Below are 17432 nucleotides of genomic sequence, written 5' to 3' on the forward strand. Positions count from 1 at the left end.
ATGCCCCCAGCAAACGAGGAGGACCAACATGGCGACGGTCGAGCTGACCACGGAGAACTTCGACGAGGTGGTCGGCGATTCCGACGGCTCCGGCATCGTCCTGGTCGACTTCTGGGCCGAGTGGTGCGGTCCGTGCCGTGCGTTCGGGCCCACCTACGAGGCCGCGTCGGACAAGAACGAGGACATCGTGTTCGGCAAGGTCGACACGGAGGCGCAGCAGGAGCTCGCGGCCACGTTCGGCATCCGGTCGATCCCGACGCTGATGATCGTGCGGGAAGGCGTCGTGCTGTTCTCACAGCCGGGCGCGCTGCCGGGCAAGGCGCTGGACGACCTGATCCAGCAGGCGCGCGAGGTGAACATGGAAGAGGTTCACGCGAAGGTCGCGGAAGCCCAGGCCCAGCAGGGCTGACCGCCTCGATCAACCGCTGATTGGCCCAGCCGAGGTGTGGGTACCTGACGTGCATGAACACCGACACGTCGACCGCACAGCTGGTCAGCCAGCTGTCCGAGCAGGTGAGCAGGCTCGCGCGCGATGAGATCCGTCTCGCGGTCGCGGAGCTGAAGGACAAGGGCAAGCACGCCGGTGTCGGCGCCGGGATGTTCGGCGCGGCCGGCGTGTTCGCGTGGTGGGGCGGGCTCAGCGTCGTCGCGGGCCTGATCCTGCTGCTGGCACTCGTAGTACCGCCGTGGGCGGCCGCGTTGATCGTCGCGGCCGCCCTTCTGCTGTTCGCGGGCATCTTCGCGCTCGTGGGCAAGGGTCAGGTCAAGCAGGCCACGCCCCCGATGCCGCGACAGGCGATGGACAACGTCCAGCAGGACATCGCGACGATCAAGGAGAGTGCGCACCGATGAGCGACCCCAAGGAAGAACTGCAGCGCGACGTCGAGCGCACCCGCCGCGAGCTGGGTGAGACCGTGGAAGCGTTGGCGCACAAGGTCGACGTGCCCGGCCGTGTGAAGGAACAGGCGCACGAGACCAAGGTCAAGGTCGCGACCGCCACCAACGAGGCGATCGGCACGATGACCAAGGCCACCAACGAGGCCATCGACTCGCTGCCGGAGCCCGTGGCGGCGCAGGTCGAGAAGGCGCGCCGGCATCCCGCCGCCATCGCGGCCGTGCTCATCACGCTCGTCCTGATCATCTGGAAGATTTCCAGGAGGAATGGATGAAGTTCCTGTACCGCCCACTGGGAATGTTGTTCGGCGCGCTGGGAGGATTCCTCGCGACCGCGATCTTCGGTCAGGTGTGGAAACTCGTGGCGGGCGACTCGGAAGCGCCGAGTGCCACGATGAGGAACCGCACCTGGCGCGAGGTGCTGCTGGCCGCGGCGTTGCAGGGAGCCATCTTCGGCCTGGTCAAAGCCGCTATCGACCGCGGTGGCGCCAAGAGTTTTCAGAAGCTGACCGGCGAATGGCCCGGCGACGAAGAGGATTGAGCACCACTCGATCCAGTTCCCCGAAACGAGACGCAGTGGTTCACACCAATCGTTTCGAGACTTAATCTGGCCCGGTCGCCTGCGAAAGGGCCAGTGATGACTCGCCACTTGCGGGCGCGTGAGCTGTTGTCGAGGTTCGTGCCGCTGTCCGTCGTGCCGGAAGGCCCGGCCCGCGGCAGGCTGGGTGTGGTGCGGTTCGCCGGCACCTCGTTCAACCCGGTGCTGCGGGACGGGCACCCGGAACTGACCGTGCACATGGCCGAGGACGCCGGGCGCGGATTCGCGGAAGTGTGGACGAGCTCGCGCCGTGTGGAGTCCGGTGAGCACAAGGCGATCACCTATGCCCACGACGGCGAGTACCTGTTCTGCGCCGGGCGGATTCCCCCGTGCGACGAACACACCTATGCCGGACGGCTGGCGTTCCGCGCCGCACTGGAGCTCGCCGGGAAGCTCGGCTATCACCACGTCTTCCGGATGTGGAACTACCTCCAGGACCTCACCCCGCGCACCTACCGCGAGTTCCTGCTCGGTCAGGCGGAGGCGTTCGCCCGCAGGCCGGTGACGTGGAGCGGTCTGACGGCGGCCACGGTCGTCGGCTCGCGCGGTGGCGGGATCGCGTTCCACTTCCTGGCCTGCCGCACCGGCGAGCCGGTCACGATCATCTCGCCCAGCGGCGCCCGCGGCGTCCACGTGCACGGGCGGCTCTTCTTCTCCGCGCCCTCCCTGGACGACGCCGAGGAGCTGATGAGCGCGGCGAACCTGGCGAACTGGGGTGTCGACGACGGGTTCGGGCTGCACGACATCTCGTCGCTGAAGGTCTACGCGCGGCAACCGGGTGATCTTGCCCTGGCCGGGTTCGAGTGCGACACGCGTCTGGAAAGCGAGACGAGCGTGGCGTTCATGCAGGCCACACTGCTTCCGGGGGAACGCGCGGTGGAGTTCGAGGGCGTCGCCGGTTAGGTCAGCGAACGCTTGAACACTCAACTATTCTGGCTCCATGCCACAGCCAGAGGGTGCGGAGCTCGACGCGATCAGGGCCAAGCGCGACGAGCTGCGCGAACAGTACGTGAAGCCGCTCGACGAACGGGGCGGCTCGCCCACGCGGGGCGTGCACCACATCGCGTTGATCTGCAAGGACGTCGAGGAGACGATCCGCTTCTACCAGGAGTTCCTGGGCTTCCCGCTGGTGGAACTGGTGGAGAACCGCGACTACCGCGGCTCCAGCCACTTCTTCTTCGACCTCGGCAACAAGAACCTGCTGGGGTTCTTCGACTTCCCCGGTCACGACCACCCGGCGTTCATGGAGACGATCGGCGCCGTTCAGCACCTGGCGCTGTCCATCTCGCCCGAGCGGTTCGACGAGATCAAGTCCAAGCTGGACGAGGGCGGCGTCGAGTACCTGGGCCCCGATCGCGGCGTCGAGGACAGCCTGTACATCCGTGACCCGAACGGTGTAGGGATTGAGTTCTACCGGGAGGAACTCGGCGAGTTCGAAGGCACGACCCTGATCAAGTGAGAACTGGAGTCGCAGTGGCGCAAGAGGTCAAGGGCATCGTCGCCCGGGGCAAAGGTCAACCCGTCGAACTGACCTCGGTGCTGGTGCCCGATCCCGGTCCCGGCGAGGCCGTGGTGAAGATCCAGGCGTGCGGTGTCTGCCACACCGACCTGCACTACCGCGAGGGCGGCATCAACGACGAGTTCCCGTTCCTGCTGGGCCACGAGGCCGCGGGTGTCGTGGAGTCCGTCGGTTCCGGTGTGACCGACCTGGAGCCCGGCGACTTCGTCGTGCTGAACTGGCGCGCGGTCTGCGGCACCTGCCGTGCGTGCAAGCGCGGCAAGCCCTGGTACTGCTTCTCGACGTTCAACGCCTCGCAGCCGATGACCCTGGTCGACGGCACGAAGCTCTCGCCCGCACTTGGTATTGGCGCGTTCGTCGAGAAGACCTTGGTCCACTCAGGACAGTGCACGAAGGTCGACCCGTCCGCGCGTGCGGCGGCGGTCGGTCTGCTGGGCTGCGGCGTGATGGCCGGCGTCGGTGCCGCCATCAACACCGGCGGCGTCTCGCGCGGCGACTCGGTGGCCGTGATCGGCTGCGGCGGTGTCGGCGACGGCGCCATCGCGGGCGCCCGCATCGCCGGTGCCGCGAAGATCATCGCTGTGGACACCGACCCGCGGAAGCTGGAGTGGGCCAAGGGTTTCGGCGCCACGCACACCATCAACGTGCGCGACGTCGACGACGTGGTGACCGAGATCCAGCGGCTGACCGACTCGTTCGGCGCGGACGTGGTGATCGACGCCGTCGGCCGCCCCGAGACGTGGAAGCAGGCCTTCTACGCCCGCGACCTGGCAGGAACCGTGGTCCTGGTGGGCGTGCCGACGCCGGACATGCGGCTCGAGATGCCGCTGATCGACTTCTTCTCGCGCGGCGGCTCGCTGAAGTCCTCGTGGTACGGCGACTGCCTGCCCACGCGCGACTTCCCGATGCTGGTCGACCTGTACCAGCAGGGCCGGTTCGACCTGGACGCGTTCGTCAGCGAGGAGATCCCGCTCGACGGCGTGGAAGCGGCCTTCGAGAAGATGCACCACGGCGAGGTCCTGCGATCGGTCGTGGTGTTCTGATGCCGCTTCGGGTTGACCACACCGTCACGTCCGGCACCTTCTCGTTGGACGGCGAGACCTTCGACGTCGACAACAACGTGTGGGTCATCGGGGACAGCAACGAGTGCGTTGTCATCGACGCGCCGCACGACGTCGACGCGATCCTCAAGGTCGTCGACGGCCGCAAGGTCGTGGCGATCCTCCTGACCCACGCCCACGACGACCACGTCCGCGTCGCACCGGATCTGGCCCATGCCACGGGTGCGCCGTTGGCTCTGCATCAGGACGACCACGTCGTCTGGTCGTTGACGCACACCGGCGTGATCCCGCACCAGGCGTTGGAAGACGGCCAGGTGCTCACCGTTGCCGGCGAACGGATCGAGGTGCTCCACACGCCGGGGCACTCGCCCGGCGCCGTGTGCTTCTACGTGCCGTCGCTCGGTGCGGTGTTCACCGGAGACACGTTGTTCCAGGGCGGTCCGGGCGCGACCGGCCGGTCGTTCTCGGACCGGCCGACGATCGAGAAGTCGATCCGGGAGAAGCTGCTGACGCTCCCCGGCGACACCGTGGTGCACACCGGCCACGGCGCGGACACCACGATCGCCGCTGAAGTGTTCTGAGAAACCGGTCTGCCCCTGGGAAATCTCGGGGGCAGACCGAAGTACCGGGCCGCCCGCGCCGTCGCTAGCGTCCCGAGAGCATGAGAAGGTTCGCGCTAGTCCTCCTGCTCCTGTCGGGCCTCGTCACCACGGCCACCCCGCTGCAGGCGCAGGCGGCCCGCCCCAACATCATCTTCGTCCTGGTCGACGACCTGTCGTCCGACCTCCTGAAGTACATGGACAACACCAGGTCCCTCGCGGACAACGGCACCAGGTTCACCAACTACTTCGTGTCGAACTCGCTGTGCTGCCCGTCGAGGGCATCGATGTTCACCGGCGAGCACCCGCACAACACGGGCGTGCTCACCAACGTGGGCACCGACAACGGCGGCTACTCGGCCTTCGAACGCCACGAGGGCCGTACGTACGGAGCGGCGCTGCACCGCCAGAACTACCGCACCGGTTACCTGGGCAAGTACATCAACGAGTACCCCGTCGGCGAGAACTTCAAGGTGCCGGAGGGCTGGGACGAGTGGCACGTCGCGGGCGGCGGTGGCTACAACGAGTTCAACTACAGCATCAGCGACTACGTCCGTGAGACCGGCACGAAACGGCTGGAGCCCGGCAACAACGTCTACCTGACGGACCGTCTGGCGCGCACGGCGGAGAACTTCATCGAGCGGTCCCGCGAGCTGGCCCCGAACCGGCCGTTCTTCCTGCAGGTGGCACCGTTCTCGCCACACTCGCGCGTGCCGTTCCAGCCGGGTGAAAGCGAACCGCGGTTCCCGCCGGCCCACCGCGACCGGCCGGGCGGCGAGTTCCCCCAGGGCGACTGCGGTGGCCGGGGTTGCCAGGGCATCGACGTGGCGCAGGAGCTGCCTTCCTTCGACGAGGACACCGCGGACAAGCCCGGCTGGGTGCGACGCGAGCCGCTGGGACCGGGCATCGTCGACGACCTCCGTCAGGACTTCCGCAACCGGATCCGCATGGTGCAGTCGGTCGACGACCTGGTCGGGCGCGTGCTCGCCAAGCTGACGCCGGCGGAACGCGACGACACGTTCATCGTCTTCGCCTCGGACAACGGGTTCCACCTCGGGCAGCACCGGCTGATCCGCGGCAAGGGCACCGCCTACGACCACGACGTGAACGTGCCGTTGCTGGTCAAGAGGCCCGGCAGGACGGGCGGCGGTGACTTCGTGCGCGACGAGATCGTGCAGAACGTCGACCTGTTCGCCACGTTCCTCGACATGGCCGGGGCGAACCCGGCCGATCGCGACGGGCGGAGCCTGCTGCCGCTGATCAGGAACCAGAACCAGCCGAACTGGCGCAACGCCGCGCTCGTCGAGCACCGCAAGCCCCAGGCGAGCGAGGCCGATCCGGACTTCGACGACCTCGCCGCGGCCACGCCCTCGTACAAGGCCGTCCGCACCAGGAACGACCTGTACGTCGAGTACGCGAACGGCGAGAAGGAGTACTACGACCTGAAGGCCGATCCGTTGCAGCACAACAACAGGCCGAACGCGCCGCGGGCGGGACAGCTCGCAGGACCGTTGCGGGAGCTGGCGACCTGCGCGCAGAACTGCTGGGCGGCCGCACACGTGCAGGGAGGCTGAGATGGTGCCACAACAGGGGAATCCCGGCTGCTGATCTTGGGGTCGCACCGAGATGGGCGGGGCGTGTCCGGCTGAATAGCTTGGGACACATGACATTCACCCGAAAGTTCCTGACCGTCCTCGGTGCGGCCACCGCCATCACGCTGGTGGCCGCGGTGGACGCCAGCGCCGCCATCCCGTTCGGCCAGGTCGTCGACGGCAAGGCGACCTACTACAACGACCGGGGTACCGGTGCGTGCGGCACGCCCATCGACGCGAGCAGCGAGGTGCTGGTCGCCGTGTCGCCGGTCTACTGGACTACGCCGAACCCGAACAACGACCCGTTGTGCCGCAACGTCTTCGTGGTGGCGACGTTCAACGGCAAGAAGGTGAAGGCCAGGGTCAAGGACAAGTGCATGGGGTGCGGGCGTGACCACATCGACCTGAGCCTGCCCGCGTTCCGCAAGCTGGCCGATCCCGATCGTGGTGTCATCAACCTCAAGTGGAAGTTCGTCCGCGGCTGACGCGCGGTGTCAGGGCGGCGTGACGCCGAGCCGGAGGATCACCCGGTTCAGCTCGCGCCGCCCTTTCACGTGCAGCTTGCGGTACACCTGGGACAGGTGCAGCTCCACGGTCCTGGTGGTCACGCCCAGCACGGCGGCGATCTCCCGGTTGCTCATCCCGCACGCCAGCACCGCCGTGCGGGACTCCTGCGGAGTGAGCCGCCGCAGGCGTTCCACCCGCGCGCCCAGCTCCTCGGTCTGCTGAGTCCACAGTGGATTTCCAGCGGCCAGTGCGTGCGACTCGGCACAGACCTCGACGGCCTCGTCGTGTCTTCCCCTGGTGACAAGGGCTTGCGCCAGGTGGTGCCGGGCGGCGAGCAGGTCGGCGAGAGCACCCGCGGCGCCCAGCAGCCGGACCGCCGTGGTGAACCGGGCGACGGCGCGGTCCGCATCGCCGGTCAGCGCGACCGCGTGCAGGGCGCGGCCCACCGTGCGCGCGTCGCCCCAGCGCCGGGCGGCGACCAGTTCCGCTTCGGCCAGGGACCGTGCGATCACCGGTCGCCCCGCGTCGTGCGCGCTGATCGCGGCGGCGGAACACCACGGCAGCACGGCCGGGTTGGTGACGCCCTGGTGTTCCGCTGCCCTGCCCGCGGCGAGGAAGTCCGAGTACGCGCGGTCGTGGTGGCCCATCGCCTGGTTGAGACGGCCTCTGGCGAACCGCGACCTGGCGGACTCCTCGCAGGCCAGCAGCAGGTCCAGGGCTTCGTCGTGGCGGCCGTCGTCGACCAGGTCGCAGGCACGCCGGGCCGCGGTGCGAGGGGGCGGCCCGGCGGGTTCACCGGCGGCGTCCAGCACGAGCAGGCAGTGCTGGGCGTCGCCTTCTCCGACGGCCGACCCCAGCACCTCCCGCGCGAGGGCGATCGCAGTGGCGCGGTCCGTGCCGCGAAGAGTCAACCGGATGGCCCGCAGGGTGCGTTCATCGCGCGCGCAGTGCACCGGAGAGGTCCTTGCGGCCGTGGACACCGAGCTTTCGGTACACATTGGACAGATGAACCTCGACGGTGCTGACGGTCAGGAACAGGCGTTGTGCGATGGAACGGTTGCTCAGCCCCGCTTCGGCCAGGCTCGCGACCAGGTCTTCCTGCCTGGTCAGCGCCTGGGCGGCCGCGGGAGAGAGGCGGGCGAGCGCCTCGGACGCCTGCCGCAGGTGGCGTGCGTTCCCGGTGCGCGCCGCGGTGGTGCGCGCCGCGGCGTACTCACCGCGGGCCGCGCCGTCGTCGCCGCGGGCCGCGAACCGGTGCCCCAGCTCGAGGCGGATGGCGGCCAGTTCGTGCCGGGCACCGGCCACGGTCATGAGGTCGGCCGCGTCGGACAGGAGCGCCGTGCCGTCGTCCCCGCGGACCCTGCCCAGCGTGGACAGGGCGATGCCGACCGTCCGCGGCTCACCCCAGCGGCGAGCCGCGGCCAGTTCCTCCGCCGCGAGTCGCTGGGCGAGCTCCTCGCGATGGGCCGCGTGGGCCGCGAGGGCGGCTTTTCCGCGCCACGGCAGGATCGCCGGGCTGGTCACACCGGAGGCGAGCAGGTCGTGGCCCGCCACCAGGTGGTCCACGTACGCGGCCAGCGGACGGTCCTTCGCCCGATGCACCGCGGCGCAGGCCGCGAGGAGCATGGGGCGCAGGGAGGAGGGCTGCCACAGTGCGTCGTCGAGTTTGTTGGCCAGCAACGTCTTCTCGGCCTCGTCGACGTCGCCGGTGTCCACCAGGACCTCGATCAGGAGCGCCACGGACAGCTGTTGCAACGACTTCGCCGATGGTGGTGCGTCCGCCAGCAGGTCACGTGCGGTGGCCAGGTCACCGGACAGGCGAGCGATCTTGGCGCGGACGTGGGCGTGCATGGTGGTGCCGAGGCTCGTGCCGTTCAGCAGGCGCTCCGCGTTGGCGTCGGCCGTGATCAGGTCGCCCGCGGCCACCAGGACGAGCAGGGCTCTCCAGACACAGGCCGGGTCAGCGCGGCACGAAGGCGCGTCCAGCGCGGTGTGGGCGAGACGAGCGGCCTCCGGGAAGTGCGTGCCGCCCATGGTCTGGCGGATCGCCTGCGCGGCGAGACAGCCGGTCTGCCGGGCGTTGGTGCGAAGTTGCTTGCGCATGCTGAGTTTCCCCAAGTCAGCATTCGGCGCCTGCGGGTCGCAGGACCGTCCGCGGCCGTGGGCAGGACCGTCAGGTCCGGCACCGGCACGCACCGCTTCGGCGGTCGTCCCTTTCCGGTCTTCGACCTCTTGGACTTCTTCACCTTGGACTTCTTCGCCGTCTTCGTAGCCTTCTTCGCCTTCCCCAGAAGCGATTTCGGGCACGGACGGCAGCGCGGCGGCAGCTTGCGCCCTGCCACGACGAGCTTCTGGCAGCCGGTCTTCGCCGGCCGGAGTAACTCGGCACGGACGGCCGTGAGAGCTGTCGCGTTCGCCGGTCCCGCAGAGGCGGCCACGATCACGAGAGCGCTCACACACAGAACAAAGCGGTAACGGAACACGCACGGACCGTACGAGGGGTCACGCGGGACTGTCAATACTTAGGACAGTCGCACTATGAGACTGTCCGCATCTGTAGGTATCGTCGGCGCATGCAGCCCAGGTCGTTCCCCAGTACGCCGGACGTGGAGGTCGTCACGGGTGATCGAGGTGCTCGAACCACTCCGGAACGCCTGGCGGTCGTGCTCCGCCGCTACCGCGAGGCGATGAAGGACGCGCTGGAGGCGCAGGACTACCGCCCGGTGCCGCCGACCGCCTTCTGGTTCGTGATCGAGCTGGCCCGGCGGGAGGGTACCGTCGGCGACCTCGCGCGGAGGCTGGAAATGACGAAGCAGGCCGCGAGCCGCCTCGCCGACCAGCTCGTGGCGCTCGGCTACTGCGACCGCGAACGCAGCGACACCAACCGGCGAGAGGTGCTGCTGCGCCCGACCGCCGAGGGACGCGGCGCGGCGATGGTGCTGCTGGCCGCGATCCAGAAGGTGGACGCGGGCATGCTCGCGGCGCTCGACCCGGAGCAGCGCGAGGTGTTCCACCAGGCGCTGGCGCAAATGCTGGGGTAGCACCGAAGTTCCGCACGGCCGTCGGCCGTCCCTAGCGTTGCGCCCCGTGAGAAAACTCTTACGTCCACAATGGATCGTCCTGCTGCTGGCGCTGGCCGGCTCACTCCTGGCGGCACCTGCCTCCGCCGCCCCGCCGTACTCGGTCACGCTGGTGAACTCCACCGGCGGCCCGATCTGGGTGGGCAGCGCCGTCAACGACGACGGCTCCCAGAACATCGACGGGCTGCCCAAGCTCAAGGCGGGAGAGTCCGCCGTCGTCCGCATCCCGCTCGGGCCGAGGAACCACTGGCGCGGCAAGTTCTTCGCCCGCCAGCACTGCTCCGGCGAGCCGGGCTCGACCTTCCACTGCCTGGTCGGCGACTGCGGTGCCCGGCCGGGCCACTGCACCACCGGCGAGCAGCCCGCGAGCCTGGCGGAGTTCAACTTCGACCCCGGTGACGCGCCCGCACCCTGGTACAACGTCAGCTACGTCAACGCCGTCAACGTGCCGGTCACGATCAACCCCACCAACGGCCCGCCGCCCAACGGACAGTTCTGCGGCACCGCCGGTTGCCCCGGTGCACTGCTGCCGTCGTGTCCCGACGCGAACCTGCGCAGGCACCCCGGCACCGGCAAGCCCATGCTGTGCGTCAACCCGAACCGCGACGCGAAGACGCCGTACAGCAACGCGATCACCAGGAACTGCCCGAAGGCCTACAGCTGGTCCAAGCACGACCAGGAGCCCGGCAACCGCGTCATGTACAGCTGCCGCGACTGCAACAAGCTGACCGTGACCTTCCACTAGCCCGCCAGAACAACCAGAACCGCTAGTACAACCAGAACCGTCAGAACCGCGGGGGCCGCTTCTCCAGGAACGCCGACACGCCTTCCTGGTAGTCGGCACTGGAGGCGGCCTCCGCGTACAGCGCCCGCACGAAGTCGTCCTCGTGCCCGCCCTCGGTGATCGAGTTGATGATCTTCTTGGCGCCCCTGACGCTCACCTGCGCCCGCGCGGCGATCTGTTCGGACAGTTCCTTCACGCGCGCGTCCAACGACTCCACGACCTCGTTCACGAGCCCGATGCGCAGCGCCGTCGAAGCGTCGATCAAATCCGCCGAGAACAGGATCTGCTTCGCCCACGCCGGCCCGACCGCGTCCACGAGCGCCTTGGTCGACGTGAAGTTGTAAACGATGCCGAGTTTCGCGGGCGTGATGCCGAATCGCGCATCGGAGGACGCCACCCGAATGTCGCAAGCCAGGGCGATCTCGCACCCACCGCCGACACAGAAACCGGAAATCGCGGCAATCGTCGGCTTGTCGAACTGGGCGATCGCGCGTTCCCCGTTGTGCACCGCCTCGCCGTAGTGAGCGGCACCCTCGGCGCCTCGCCGCAGCGTCGAGAACTCGGCGATGTCGGCACCGGCGGAGAAGTGCTCGCCGCCCCGGATGACCAGCACCCTGACGCTCTCATCAGCGGAAACACGGGCGAGCAACCCTGGCAGGGCCGACCACATCTCGTAGCTCATCGCGTTGCGCTTGGCCGGGCGGTTGATCGTCAACGTGGCGACCGGACCGGCCGCGGACAGCTCCAGGAACTCGCTCACGTGCCGCACGATACCTACCGCGTTCCGGCGCCACGCCCGGTCTCATATGGGGAGGAACCCGTTCACGCCCTTGTAATGTCCCTTGCCGAAGAGGGGAGGAAGTGTGACCGCGGCTGGTATCGGAGCTTCCACCCTGCGCACGTTCGCGGTGCGGTTGCGCACCAGCGCGCCGGTCTCCGCGCGCATCCTCTCGGAACTCGCGAGCGAACTCGACCGCGGCGGGCCGGTGGCCGACCTGCTCTGCTCGCACAGCGCCGTGCACAGCCCGCTGTTCGGCATCCAGGCGCTCGCCGGGGTGCGGTTGCTGATGCTGTCGGGAAAAGCGCCGGAACTGAGCCAGCGCTTCGCCAGCGCGCACGCGGCGGCGATGGCGGGTGAGTCCGACTCGACGGCACTGCTGGCCTGGCTCGCGGCACGGCGGGCGATCGTCGACAACCCAGGCGAGATCCTGGCGGCGCTGGACCGCACGGTGCAGCAGCACCAGCCGAAGACGGCCGGGTTCCTGCTCCGCGGCCTGACCATGATCGGGGCGCCCAAGGTCCGGCTGCTCGAACTCGGTGCCTGCGCCGGCCTCAACCTGATCCTGGACCACTACCGCTGGTTCGGGCTCGGCTGGGAGTGGGGCGACAAGGACTCGCCGGTGCGCCTGGCCGCCGTCGGGCCGCAGCCGCCCAACCTGGAGATCGTCGAACGGGCCGGGTGCGACCTGCAGCCGCGCGATCCCGGCGACGCCAAGCACGCGATGATCCTGCACTCGTTCATCCCGCCGGAGCACGACGCGCTGCGGTGGGACCTCGACGACGCCATCGAGCTCGCGGCCAAGGTCGGGGTGAAGGTCGAGCGCTCGCCGGCCGGGCGGTGGCTGCGCGAGAACCTCGTGCCGCCGGACGAGCGCGGCACGTACACGGTGATCTGGCACAGCTCGTTCTGGGCGTACCTCACCGAGGACGAGCGCAACGAGATCGAGACGACGCTGACCGCGGCGGCCGGCTCGATGCCACTCGCGCGCGTTGCCTACGAGTCGACGGATTTTCGCTCAAACCCACGGCTGACGGTCACCATTTACAGCTAGCGTGCGCCGTCGTGAAAACGATCCGCGCCACCCTGCTGGCCATCGCACTCTTCACCACGGCGCTCACCACACCCGCCCACGCCGCCGTCTCGGACTACGACCTGGCGTTCCACTGGGCGCCGGTCCACCACCAGGACACCGACGACTCGGACTACGACGCCGACTATCTGTCCACTGTGGACTTCGACGGCGACTGGAACGGGCTGAACAACTGGGAGAACCAGACCCAGCTCGCGAAACTCACCGGTGCCGCCTACTACTCGGTGGTCGAGACGTCGACGCACTGGTTCATCGTCTACGGCTTCTTCCACCCGCGTGACTGGGACGACCAGCCCGATCCGTTCAGCACCAGGACCCACGAGAACGACCTCGAGGGCGTGCTGCTGACCGTCCGCAAGGACAGCGGGTTCGGCCAGCTCGAAGCCGCTGTCACGGTGGCGCACAGCGACTTCTACTCGTACGTGCCCGCCGGGTCGCCGTTCCAGAACGGCGCGGAGACCATCGACGGCACGTTGCTGCTGGTCAACGGCCGCCCCGCCACCCGGCAGGAGGCCAAGGGCCACGGCCTGTACCGGTGGGACGGCGCCAACTTCCCCGGCGGTGACGGCGTCGTCTACCACCCGGCCGCCACCGGTGAGGTGCCGTCCGGCGGCAACGACCGGAGCGTCGGATACCGCCTGGTGAACACGCTCGAAACGAACGGCATGTGGGCCCGCCGCAACAACTCCGAGACCTACGCGTCGTTCGGCACCTTCCGCGGTGACAACGGCAAGGACAACGCCGCCAACGCGCCGTGGGGCTGGGACGACCAGAACGATGGCGCGATCTACCGCGGCTACATGGCCACCGACCCGGCGTTGCTGATCGACCGGTACTTCGCCAACAAGGGCAGCTTCAGCCTCACCTACACGCGCAACGCCTTCCGCAGCTGAACGCAGGTGGACGGCGGCAGCGCAAACGTTTACAGTATTTCTGTAACGCAGGTCACGCCGCCGCCACCCACGTTCGCCTCACTGTGGAAGAGGACGTCGAATGGACGGCAGGATCAACCGTCGACTGCTGATGAAGTCAACCGTCGTGGCCGCCATCGCCACACCGGTGCTGGCGCGAGCCGCGGTCGCTGATCCGCTCCAGCGGACCGCTGTCATCTCGGCAACGGTCATCTCGGCTGCGATCCCCGAACTGCCCTGGCCGGCCGCCAACGAGATCGTGCGGAACACGAAGCTCCCGTCGTTCCCCGACAAGAACTTCGACGCGACCGCGTACGGCGCCAAGGGCGACAACAAGACCGACAACACCGAAGCGTTCAAGAAGGCCATCGCCGCCTGCAACGCGGCCGGTGGCGGCCACGTGATCGTTCCGAAGGGCACCTACGTCACGGGCGCGGTCCACCTGCTGAGCAACGTCGACTTCCACCTGGAGGACGGCGTGCTGCTCAAGTTCTCCGGCGACGCCTCGAAGTTCCCCACGGTGCTCACGCGCTACGAGGGCATCGAGTGCATGAACCGCTCCCCCATGGTCTACGCGTACAAGCAGACCAACATCGCGCTGACCGGCAAGGGCACGCTCGACGCGGGCGCCACCGGTTCGTGGAACAAGGGCAGCGACCGCTCGTACCTGGAGTCGTTGGTGGCCAAGGGGACCCCGCCGGAGAAGCGGGTGGTGCCCGGCTCGGGCAAGAACATGCGCTCGACGTTCATCGAGCCCTACTCGTGCGACACCGTGCTGATCCAGGGCGTCACGCTGAAGAACCCGAAGTTCTGGCAGATCCACCCCACGCTGTGCAAGAGCGTCACGGTCGACGACGTGCACACCGACCCCACGACGTCCGCCAACAACACGGACGCGTGCGACCCGGAGTCGTGCGACCACGTCGTGATCTCCAACAGCGATCTCGGCGCACACGACGACAACGTGGCCATCAAGTCCGGCCGCGACGAGGACGGCCGGCGCGTCAACGTGCCGTGCCAGAACCTCGTCGTCGTCAACTGCCGGATGAACGGCAACTGGGGCGCCATCACGTGCGGCTCCGAGCAGACCGGCGGCATCCGCAACGTCTACGGCTACAAGCTGAACTGCGTCAACGCCACCAAGTTCGCGCTGTACGTCAAGTCGAACACCAAGCGCGGCGGCTTCTCGCAGAACATCAACCTGGACAGCGTTTCCGGCACGTTCGCGCGCGCCTTCGTCTACGTCACCACCACGTACAACTCGCAGACGGGCAGCAACGTGCCGAAGTTCGGCCCGTTCTACGTCTCCAACTGCAGCAGCACCAAGGCTTCCAAGGTCCTCGACGTGTCCGGCCTGTCGCAGGAGCACGTGAAGGGGCTGGAGCTGCGGGACTCCAAGTTCACCGTCAGCTCCACCACCAACACCGTCAAGAACGTCGACGGCCTGAAGTTCACCAACGTCACCGCGAATGGCAAGCCGATGACGAAGTAGTTCCTAGCTCTGAACAACTAACCCTGGGCAGCCGGTCGCACGGCGATCTCGTTCACGTCGACGTCGGCCGGCTGCTCGATCGCGAACGCGATGGCGCGGGCGATCGAGTCCGGCGGGATCGCGATCTGGTCCCGCATGCCCGCGATGCGCGACCGGACTTCAGGATTGCTCGAGGCCTCGGCGAAATCGGTGTGCACGAACCCCGGGAACACGGTCGTCACCCTGAAGGCCCCGTTCGACTCCTGGCGCAGGCCCTCGCAGATCGCCCGCACGGCGACCTTGGTGCCCGCGTAGACCGCCATCGTCGGCACGACGGTGAACGCGGCCGTCGAAGCTGTGGTGACGAAGTGCCCGGCCTGCTGCGCGCGGAACACCGGCAACGCGGCCGCGATGCCGTGCAGCACGCCCTTGATGTTGACGTCGACCATCGCGTCCCACTCGTCGACGCGTAGGTCGTCCAACGGCGAGATAGGGCCAACGCCAGCGTTGCTCACCAGCACGTCGAGCCTGCCGAACCGCTCCTGGGCCAACGCGACCAACGCGTGCACATCTTCCCGCCGGGTCACGTCCGTACGTGTGTATACGGCCGTGCCGCCTGCCTTCTCGATCCGCGCAACCAAACCCTCGAGACGATCCGCGCGCCGTGCGCCGAGCACGAGCCGTGCGCCCCGTTCGGCGAGCAGCAGTGCGGTGGCCTCGCCGATGCCGCTGCTGGCGCCGGTGATCGCGACGACCTTTCCGTTGATTCCAGACATGCACCCAGCCTGCGTCGCGCTCAGCCTGGTATCCAGAGCCGCCTTATTCTGGAACAGGAGGTGCCACCATGAGCGAACTGGGCGCGTTCCTGCGCAGCCGCCGGGAGCGGATCACCCCGGCCGAGGCCGGGCTGCCGAGCACCGGCCGGCGCCGCACACCGGGTCTGCGCCGGGAGGAGATCGCGGTGCTCGCCGGGATCAGCGCCACCTGGTACACGTACCTCGAACAGGGCAGGGACGTGCAGGCGTCCGACCAGGTGCTCGGGGCGCTCGCCGCGGCGCTCGGGCTCGACCGGTCCGAAAAGGACCACCTGTTCCAGATAGCAGGACGCGCGCCGGCGGCCGAGGTCGAAGAGGCCCTGCCGGACGAGGTGGCCGCGGTTCCGGCGCTGCTGCAACCGAACCCGGCGTACATCATCGGCGCCACCTACGACGTGCTCGTCCACAACGAGGCGGCGGCTGACCTCTTTCCCGCCCTGCAAGGAGAAAACCCGAACTTCGTGCGCTGGGTGTTCACCGACCCGCAGGCCCGGCACGCGTTGATGGACTGGGAACCGGAAGCACGCGGCCTGCTCGCCAGGCTGCGCACGCTCGCCGGACGGCACGCCGGCGAGGCCAGGTTCACCAGGCTGATCGACGACCTGCACGAGGCCAGCCAGGAGGTGCGCGACTGGTGGCCCCACTACGACGTGCAGGCACGGCGCGGCGGCCGGAAACGCTTGCGGCACCCGCGTCTCGGACCGCTCGACTACGCCTACACGGCGTTCCACCTCGCCGAGCAGCCCGACCAGACGCTGGTGATCTACGCGGACCCGAGGCCCTGTTAGGCGGCCCGCGGGTACATGCGTGCCATGCCCGGCGGCGCGGCGAAGGGCGCCCACGTGCCCTCCGCCTGTGCCAGCCGGTCAGCGACCACCCACAGAACGGTGCTGTTGAAGCCGTATCCCAGGTGCGAGGACGACACCTGGACGTTCTCCTTGCGCGGTCCGGGTTCCTCGATGCACGACTCCCACGACACGATCCCGTCCGTTTTGGAGTAGATCGACGTGGCGGGCACCGGGATCGGCGGCCGGGTCGACTCCAGCGGCGGGAACTCGTCCTTCGGGATGTGCAGCCGCGAGAACAGTGCGAACGCGGGCATCGCGCGTGATTGCACGGGATCGCTCATGTTGTACGGCGACCCGAGCGTGATCACCTGACGCACGCGGTGCGGGTGGTCCCGCGCCATCTCGCGCGCGAAGATCCCGCCCAGCGACCAGCCCACGATGGAAACCGGTCCGCCGTAAGCGTCGGAAACCTTCTTCACCAAGGCGTGCATGCCGTCCACGGCCTTGCGGGTCGGTCCGATGTTTCGGCCCAAACCCCACGGGTTCACCTGATAGCCCAGACCGGACAGGAACCGGCGCAGCATCACGGTCGACGAGTCGGCGGCGCCCAGGCCGGGGAACACCAGCACCGGGTGGCCGTCACCCGACGGCGCGCCGCGCAGCATCGAGCGCGTGGCGACGAACTCGCTCATGTCGAGCGCGCAGCGGGTGGGTTCGGTGAGGTACCAGAACAATCCGGGCGCGCTTCCTCTGACGAGGTGCAGGGGAGGAGCAGCAGCGGCAAAGTCGAAGACTTCGTCTGAAGGTACGGCAGACATAAGAGCCTCCCCACACGTCGACAACCCCGAGCCGGCGTCCCTGGGCGGCGTTGCCCAGTGAGTCCATGATGTTTCGTGAACGATCTTTTCGCCAGTACTTTCGAGTCTCGATTCGCCACGTCCA

Annotated in this window: 21 protein-coding genes; 16 read left to right on the top strand and 5 right to left on the bottom strand. The window is 68.4% G+C overall.

The genetic code is table 11. The features are described 5' to 3' along the window. Positions 1-28: 28 nt before the first annotated feature. From trxA to ACWGE0_RS15365, 10 genes are all read left to right on the top strand, one after another. Positions 29-409 (top strand): thioredoxin, encoded by a 381-nt coding sequence (trxA, locus tag ACWGE0_RS15320; RefSeq protein ID WP_319968243.1) that lies wholly within the window; start codon positions 29-31, stop codon positions 407-409. Between the two features lie 53 nt (positions 410-462). Further along, on the top strand, positions 463-852 hold the full coding sequence (locus ACWGE0_RS15325; protein WP_452261517.1) for a phage holin family protein: 390 nt from the start codon (positions 463-465) through the stop codon (positions 850-852). Next, entirely contained in the window at positions 849-1169 is a 321-nt protein-coding gene (locus tag ACWGE0_RS15330) for a DUF3618 domain-containing protein (protein ID WP_452261518.1), read from the top strand. The genes ACWGE0_RS15325 and ACWGE0_RS15330 overlap by 4 nt, the downstream gene beginning before the upstream one ends. Continuing rightward, positions 1166-1435 (top strand): DUF4235 domain-containing protein, encoded by a 270-nt coding sequence (locus ACWGE0_RS15335; protein ID WP_452261519.1) that lies wholly within the window; start codon positions 1166-1168, stop codon positions 1433-1435. The genes ACWGE0_RS15330 and ACWGE0_RS15335 overlap by 4 nt, the downstream gene beginning before the upstream one ends. Positions 1436-1531: 96 nt before the next feature. Beyond that, positions 1532-2395, top strand: a complete 864-nt coding sequence (locus ACWGE0_RS15340) for a chorismate transformation enzyme, FkbO/Hyg5 family (RefSeq protein WP_452261520.1) — start codon at positions 1532-1534, stop codon at positions 2393-2395. Positions 2396-2432: 37 nt separating this feature from the next. Then, complete coding sequence (locus ACWGE0_RS15345; RefSeq protein ID WP_452261521.1) at positions 2433-2951, top strand: VOC family protein; 519 nt, start codon at positions 2433-2435, stop codon at positions 2949-2951. Positions 2952-2965: 14 nt separating this feature from the next. Next, complete coding sequence (locus ACWGE0_RS15350; protein ID WP_452261665.1) at positions 2966-4054, top strand: S-(hydroxymethyl)mycothiol dehydrogenase; 1089 nt, start codon at positions 2966-2968, stop codon at positions 4052-4054. Next, positions 4054-4653, top strand: a complete 600-nt coding sequence (locus tag ACWGE0_RS15355; RefSeq protein ID WP_452261522.1) for an MBL fold metallo-hydrolase — start codon at positions 4054-4056, stop codon at positions 4651-4653. Before ACWGE0_RS15350 ends, ACWGE0_RS15355 begins: the two co-directional genes overlap by 1 nt. A gap of 80 nt (positions 4654-4733) precedes the next feature. Beyond that, entirely contained in the window at positions 4734-6245 is a 1512-nt protein-coding gene (locus tag ACWGE0_RS15360) for a sulfatase family protein (RefSeq protein WP_452261523.1), read from the top strand. 89 nt (positions 6246-6334) lie between these two features. Then, positions 6335-6748 (top strand): cysteine/serine endopeptidase inhibitor, encoded by a 414-nt coding sequence (locus tag ACWGE0_RS15365; protein ID WP_452261524.1) that lies wholly within the window; start codon positions 6335-6337, stop codon positions 6746-6748. A 9-nt stretch (positions 6749-6757) separates the two neighbouring features. On the opposite strand, the gene ACWGE0_RS15370 is transcribed toward ACWGE0_RS15365, so the two are convergent. After that, a complete protein-coding gene (locus ACWGE0_RS15370; protein ID WP_452261525.1) occupies positions 6758-7723 on the bottom strand; it encodes a helix-turn-helix transcriptional regulator in 966 nt (321 codons plus the stop codon). Continuing rightward, positions 7704-8873 (bottom strand): helix-turn-helix transcriptional regulator, encoded by a 1170-nt coding sequence (locus tag ACWGE0_RS15375; RefSeq protein WP_452261526.1) that lies wholly within the window; start codon positions 8871-8873, stop codon positions 7704-7706. Before ACWGE0_RS15375 ends, ACWGE0_RS15370 begins: the two co-directional genes overlap by 20 nt. Before the next feature lie 470 nt (positions 8874-9343). Here ACWGE0_RS15375 and ACWGE0_RS15380 point away from each other — a divergent pair, with 470 nt between their 5' ends. Together ACWGE0_RS15380 and ACWGE0_RS15385 are read left to right on the top strand one after the other, a co-directional pair. Then, a complete protein-coding gene (locus ACWGE0_RS15380) occupies positions 9344-9811 on the top strand; it encodes a MarR family winged helix-turn-helix transcriptional regulator (protein ID WP_452261527.1) in 468 nt (155 codons plus the stop codon). A 46-nt stretch (positions 9812-9857) separates the two neighbouring features. Beyond that, positions 9858-10595: a thaumatin family protein gene (locus ACWGE0_RS15385; RefSeq protein ID WP_452261528.1), complete on the top strand. Its 738-nt coding sequence runs from the start codon at positions 9858-9860 to the stop codon at positions 10593-10595. A gap of 40 nt (positions 10596-10635) precedes the next feature. Here ACWGE0_RS15385 and ACWGE0_RS15390 read toward each other — a convergent pair whose 3' ends face one another. After that, positions 10636-11394, bottom strand: a complete 759-nt coding sequence (locus tag ACWGE0_RS15390; RefSeq protein WP_452261529.1) for an enoyl-CoA hydratase/isomerase family protein — start codon at positions 11392-11394, stop codon at positions 10636-10638. Positions 11395-11497: 103 nt separating this feature from the next. Here ACWGE0_RS15390 and ACWGE0_RS15395 point away from each other — a divergent pair, with 103 nt between their 5' ends. The 3 genes from ACWGE0_RS15395 (at position 11498) to ACWGE0_RS15405 (ending at position 14908) form a co-directional block, all read left to right on the top strand. Next, on the top strand, positions 11498-12466 hold the full coding sequence (locus tag ACWGE0_RS15395; protein ID WP_452261530.1) for a DUF2332 family protein: 969 nt from the start codon (positions 11498-11500) through the stop codon (positions 12464-12466). A gap of 11 nt (positions 12467-12477) precedes the next feature. Continuing rightward, a complete protein-coding gene (locus tag ACWGE0_RS15400; protein ID WP_452261531.1) occupies positions 12478-13398 on the top strand; it encodes a hypothetical protein in 921 nt (306 codons plus the stop codon). Between the two features lie 100 nt (positions 13399-13498). After that, the gene (locus tag ACWGE0_RS15405) at positions 13499-14908 is read left to right on the top strand and encodes a glycoside hydrolase family 28 protein (protein WP_452261532.1); all 1410 of its coding nucleotides are present in this window, start codon (positions 13499-13501) and stop codon (positions 14906-14908) included. Positions 14909-14925: 17 nt separating this feature from the next. On the opposite strand, the gene ACWGE0_RS15410 is transcribed toward ACWGE0_RS15405, so the two are convergent. After that, the gene (locus ACWGE0_RS15410; protein ID WP_452261533.1) at positions 14926-15663 is read right to left on the bottom strand and encodes an SDR family oxidoreductase; all 738 of its coding nucleotides are present in this window, start codon (positions 15661-15663) and stop codon (positions 14926-14928) included. A gap of 68 nt (positions 15664-15731) precedes the next feature. Here ACWGE0_RS15410 and ACWGE0_RS15415 point away from each other — a divergent pair, with 68 nt between their 5' ends. After that, positions 15732-16490, top strand: a complete 759-nt coding sequence (locus ACWGE0_RS15415; protein ID WP_452261534.1) for a helix-turn-helix transcriptional regulator — start codon at positions 15732-15734, stop codon at positions 16488-16490. Here the strand turns inward: ACWGE0_RS15415 and ACWGE0_RS15420 are convergent. Next, positions 16487-17308 (bottom strand): esterase/lipase family protein, encoded by an 822-nt coding sequence (locus ACWGE0_RS15420; RefSeq protein ID WP_452261535.1) that lies wholly within the window; start codon positions 17306-17308, stop codon positions 16487-16489. The two genes, ACWGE0_RS15415 and ACWGE0_RS15420, sit on opposite strands and share 4 nt — an antisense overlap. Positions 17309-17432 lie beyond the last annotated feature (124 nt).

The sequence above is a fragment of the Lentzea sp. NPDC054927 genome, from assembly GCF_053610285.1.

Excerpts from the sequence above, each read along its gene's own strand:
- trxA (WP_319968243.1), top strand. The coding sequence starts at position 29 with ATGGCGACGGTCGAGCTGACCACGGAGAACTTCGACGAGGTGGTCGGC.
- ACWGE0_RS15325 (WP_452261517.1), top strand. The coding sequence starts at position 463 with ATGAACACCGACACGTCGACCGCACAGCTGGTCAGCCAGCTGTCCGAG.
- ACWGE0_RS15330 (WP_452261518.1), top strand. The coding sequence starts at position 849 with ATGAGCGACCCCAAGGAAGAACTGCAGCGCGACGTCGAGCGCACCCGC.
- ACWGE0_RS15335 (WP_452261519.1), top strand. The coding sequence starts at position 1,166 with ATGAAGTTCCTGTACCGCCCACTGGGAATGTTGTTCGGCGCGCTGGGA.
- ACWGE0_RS15340 (WP_452261520.1), top strand. The coding sequence starts at position 1,532 with ATGACTCGCCACTTGCGGGCGCGTGAGCTGTTGTCGAGGTTCGTGCCG.
- ACWGE0_RS15345 (WP_452261521.1), top strand. The coding sequence starts at position 2,433 with ATGCCACAGCCAGAGGGTGCGGAGCTCGACGCGATCAGGGCCAAGCGC.
- ACWGE0_RS15355 (WP_452261522.1), top strand. The coding sequence starts at position 4,054 with ATGCCGCTTCGGGTTGACCACACCGTCACGTCCGGCACCTTCTCGTTG.
- ACWGE0_RS15360 (WP_452261523.1), top strand. The coding sequence starts at position 4,734 with ATGAGAAGGTTCGCGCTAGTCCTCCTGCTCCTGTCGGGCCTCGTCACC.
- ACWGE0_RS15365 (WP_452261524.1), top strand. The coding sequence starts at position 6,335 with ATGACATTCACCCGAAAGTTCCTGACCGTCCTCGGTGCGGCCACCGCC.
- ACWGE0_RS15375 (WP_452261526.1), bottom strand. The coding sequence starts at position 8,873 with ATGCGCAAGCAACTTCGCACCAACGCCCGGCAGACCGGCTGTCTCGCC.
- ACWGE0_RS15380 (WP_452261527.1), top strand. The coding sequence starts at position 9,344 with ATGCAGCCCAGGTCGTTCCCCAGTACGCCGGACGTGGAGGTCGTCACG.
- ACWGE0_RS15405 (WP_452261532.1), top strand. The coding sequence starts at position 13,499 with ATGGACGGCAGGATCAACCGTCGACTGCTGATGAAGTCAACCGTCGTG.
- ACWGE0_RS15410 (WP_452261533.1), bottom strand. The coding sequence starts at position 15,663 with ATGTCTGGAATCAACGGAAAGGTCGTCGCGATCACCGGCGCCAGCAGC.
- ACWGE0_RS15415 (WP_452261534.1), top strand. The coding sequence starts at position 15,732 with ATGAGCGAACTGGGCGCGTTCCTGCGCAGCCGCCGGGAGCGGATCACC.
- ACWGE0_RS15420 (WP_452261535.1), bottom strand. The coding sequence starts at position 17,308 with ATGTCTGCCGTACCTTCAGACGAAGTCTTCGACTTTGCCGCTGCTGCT.